This window comes from Streptomyces sp. NPDC111744, assembly GCF_055634995.1.
Genome location: NZ_JBVKCG010000068.1, coordinates 1 through 3288, shown reverse-complemented (window position 1 = coordinate 3288; position 3288 = coordinate 1). Strand labels below are relative to the sequence as shown.

The following is a 3288-nucleotide window of genomic DNA, read 5'->3' as shown; positions in this document are numbered from 1 at the left end:
CTTCGTCGCAACGCCCGTGACCCACGCCGCCCCCTCGCGATCCTTGGCCTCGCTTGATCACGAACCGGACGTCAGACGACTATGCCGAAGCCCTGCCTCAACAGCCCACCGGAACAAGTCCGGTGGGCTGCCGCACGCGTCTTTGGGAAATCTACGCGAGAACCCCGAAAAACGAAGATTCTCAGATTTCCCAGGAAGCGATCGTGCCAACGTTGAGAGACTCCGACCTCAGCAACTCCAGTACGGGTTCACTCACTACGAGCTGCGCCTTATCGGTCATGCCAAGGTCATCACAGCCGGGCTCTCCGTCAACAACCAACCACACGAGATCAGGAAGTTCGCCATCGGGGTTGATCTCCCGAAACTCATCAGCCTCGGAAACGATCGCCACATCCGAATGAAATCCCGTGAAGCCTGACTCCTCAAGCCGGTGCACAACGTGACGCAGGGCCAGGTAGCAGGGGAAGGACTGCACGATGCAATCTCCCAACCAGTCGACGACTTCATAGTGGAGTCGCGAGACCCTCGGAGGGTGCACCGAGGAATCCATGATCGTCTCTGGGCCGAGACCCCCTGCAACCTCTGGCTTTACGAGGTAGTACGTGCTCACACAGGCTCCGTTCAGCGTATTCTAGGCGTGAACCACTGCCCCAGTTGATCATCGACTTCGGTGGCGTGATCTAGTACATCCTGCCTTGTCGGTGACGGATTCGATGCATAGAAGTTATTCCACAGGTTTCGAATGGCACTCAAGTGGACGCGGCTATTCACGACACCCTTAGGGATTCCTCGCAAATTCTCAAGCGAGTGGATTTCATCAGCTGAAAAGAGGCCGGGATACCGCCTGAGAACTTGCTGCTCAATAGCGTGATGCACCCAGACGTTTCCTTGAGTTCCAGGATTGGCGTTGTAGAAAGTCTGCCGGTAATCCGTACTGCCTCCGGCGTTTCCGACACTGGCTGGCTGGCGGGTAGGGATCGCAGAACCTAGATTCGCCTCATCACCACAACCAACACCCGTGACATTGTAGTTATGCACGAGCACCGGCGTAGCTCCCGCCAGCACATAGTACGTGTGCTACGCGGCCCCTCTCTATCTGCGTATTCGCAGATCAGCGGTGGTTTCGAGTTCCGCTGGTGTCCGTGGTTGTGCGGGGGAATCCGTGGGTGTTGCCGTCGCTACTGCCGTCAGGCGGTACTGGCCGCGCGGTCGCGCTGTACCCGAAGCGGTGCTGGCGCAGCGGACTTTACTGCCATGCTCCGGGCTCGGCGCGGAGGAGGGTGCGGGTGGTCTGTTCGTACAGCTCGTGGCCGGTGGCGGCGCAGTGTCCGGCGATCCAGCGGGTCAGTTCGTCCGGGGTGTGCAGGGGGCCAGAGGTGGCTCCGCAGTTGCGGTCTTCGCCGGTGACGCACTCCGCCGCGACGGTCGGCAGGGCCAAGGTGTCGGGGACGGTGGTCACGTGGTACTCACGGAATCGAAAGCGGCCACGGGTAGGACTGCGGGCCGGTGTGTCGGCGTTCGTGGAGTCAGACATCGTCGCCCGCTTCCGCCTCCTCCTCCGGGCCCGGGAGGCGTTGTCCGCGTGAGTCGGCGACCCGGAGTGCGTCGGAGAGGGCTTCGGTCAACCGGCGGGCCAGCCAGCCGTATTCGGAGGCCGAAAGGATCTTTGCGCCGGGGGCCATGGTGGCTCGGGCGTACTCCAGCAGCTCCGCACCCATACCGAGTTGTACCGACTCGATGTTGTCGGCGAGGGTGGCGAGGTAGCCGCGGCCGTCGGTGCTGAGGTAGCAGGGCTTCCCCTCGACGGTGGCCCACGGCAGCAGGCGCGGCCCCTGCATAGCGGGACCCTCTGGCCACGGTGTCGCACGCTCAGCCATCTTGTTGCCCTCTCCTCGACTCGGCCCGGGGTGGCTGATCATCGTCCCGCTGGCGTGGACCTTGCGGAGTAGCCAGCGTGTCTGCCTAGCTGTCTGCCAAGCTGGTGGGGTGCGGGAGACGGTCGGAGAACTGGTCAGACGGCTGCGCGTGGATCGTGGTTGGAGTCAGCGGCGGCTCGCCGAGGCTCTGGCTGAGGCTGCTCCTGGGCGCGTTCCGCCGACGCGAAATGACGTGTCCCGTTGGGAGATCGGGACGCGGTCTCCGCGTGAGTGGCTGCCCTTCCTCGCGCAGGTGCTTCAGGTGCCGCGCGAGATGCTGGAGAAGGCGAAAGCCGTTCAGTCGGCCGAGTCCGCGCCGCGTGTCCGGTCCGTCGCCGACTTCCTGCCCGAGGGCGACCCGCTGGCCCCGCTGCGTGCTCGTATGGGCCGCCGGATCGGGGCCGGACAGGTGACCGACCTGACCCAGCGGGTCCACGGCCTGCGGCTGGCTGACGATGTGGTCTACGGCAAAGACCTGATCGGGCCCGCGCTGCGCGAGCTGCAAGCGGCGGTGAAGCTCTACCGCGAGGGCACACACACCGAAGAAGTGGGACGCGAACTTCTCCGGGCCATCGGAGAGTTGGCGCAGATCGCCGGGTGGGTCGCCTCCGATGCAGGGGAGCATGCCGAGGCGGAGCGCATCTACCGGCTCGGCATGAGCGCCGCGCAGGCCGCCGGGGACGGCGTGCTGTCCGGGAACGTGGCGGGCTCGCTGGCCTACCAGTGGAGCAACACCGGCCGGACAGCGGACGCAGTGGGACTGGCCCGCGCCGCGCTGGAGGACGCGGGTCCGGACGCCCCGGCGAAGGCACGCGCGCTGTACCTGGACCGCGTCGCCTGGGCGCATACCCGTGCCGGGCAGGACCGCCCGGCGATGACCGCCCTCGGGGAGGCGGCCGAGGCTCTGTCCGAGGACTCGGCCGGCACCGAATCTCCGTCGTACCTGTACTGGATGGACGCCGGGGAGTTGCAGGTCATGGAGGCCCGCGTCTATACCGAACTGCGGCGCCCGCTGCGGGCCGTGCCGCTGCTGTCGGACGTGCTCGGACGCTATGACGCCAGCCACGCCCGGGAGTTGGCGCTGTACCTTTCCTGGCTGGCGGTGGCCTACGCCGACGCCAACGAGCCCGAGGCCGCCGCGGGAACAGCGGGCCGGATGCTCGCCCTCGGGCAAAGCGGCAGCGAACGCACGGTGGAACGCACGAGGGTCGTGCTCGATCGGCTGCGGGCCTATCGCGACGTGCCCGAAGTCGCCGAACTGCTGGCGTCCTGAGCGCCCTAGTACTACAGGGCTAGATCTGGATCACGGAGTGATGGGAGGCTCTGGCTGTGGCCACGACACAGCCCCGTGATTCAGATCGTTCGTCGGACG

The 3288-nt window shown here is 65.7% G+C and carries 5 protein-coding genes; 1 reads left to right on the top strand and 4 read right to left on the bottom strand.

The window, feature by feature from the left end; all coding sequences use genetic code 11:
* Positions 1 to 181: 181 nt before the first annotated feature.
* The 4 genes from ACZ7OO_RS43980 to ACZ7OO_RS43965 form a co-directional block, all read right to left on the bottom strand.
* The gene (locus tag ACZ7OO_RS43980) at positions 182 to 610 is read right to left on the bottom strand and encodes a hypothetical protein (protein ID WP_471512999.1); all 429 of its coding nucleotides are present in this window, start codon (positions 608 to 610) and stop codon (positions 182 to 184) included.
* A gap of 11 nt (positions 611 to 621) precedes the next feature.
* Positions 622 to 1038 (bottom strand): hypothetical protein, encoded by a 417-nt coding sequence (locus ACZ7OO_RS43975; RefSeq protein ID WP_471512998.1) that lies wholly within the window; start codon positions 1036 to 1038, stop codon positions 622 to 624.
* Between the two features lie 208 nt (positions 1039 to 1246).
* The gene (locus ACZ7OO_RS43970) at positions 1247 to 1534 is read right to left on the bottom strand and encodes a DUF7848 domain-containing protein (protein WP_471512997.1); all 288 of its coding nucleotides are present in this window, start codon (positions 1532 to 1534) and stop codon (positions 1247 to 1249) included.
* Positions 1527 to 1838 carry a hypothetical protein gene (locus ACZ7OO_RS43965; RefSeq protein WP_471512996.1) on the bottom strand — a complete coding sequence of 104 codons (312 nt, stop codon included), beginning with the start codon at positions 1836 to 1838 and terminating at the stop codon, positions 1527 to 1529. The genes ACZ7OO_RS43970 and ACZ7OO_RS43965 overlap by 8 nt, the downstream gene beginning before the upstream one ends.
* A 271-nt stretch (positions 1839 to 2109) precedes the next feature.
* Here ACZ7OO_RS43965 and ACZ7OO_RS43960 point away from each other — a divergent pair, with 271 nt between their 5' ends.
* On the top strand, positions 2110 to 3189 hold the full coding sequence (locus ACZ7OO_RS43960) for a transcriptional regulator (RefSeq protein ID WP_471512995.1): 1080 nt from the start codon (positions 2110 to 2112) through the stop codon (positions 3187 to 3189).
* Positions 3190 to 3288: the final 99 nt, after the last annotated feature.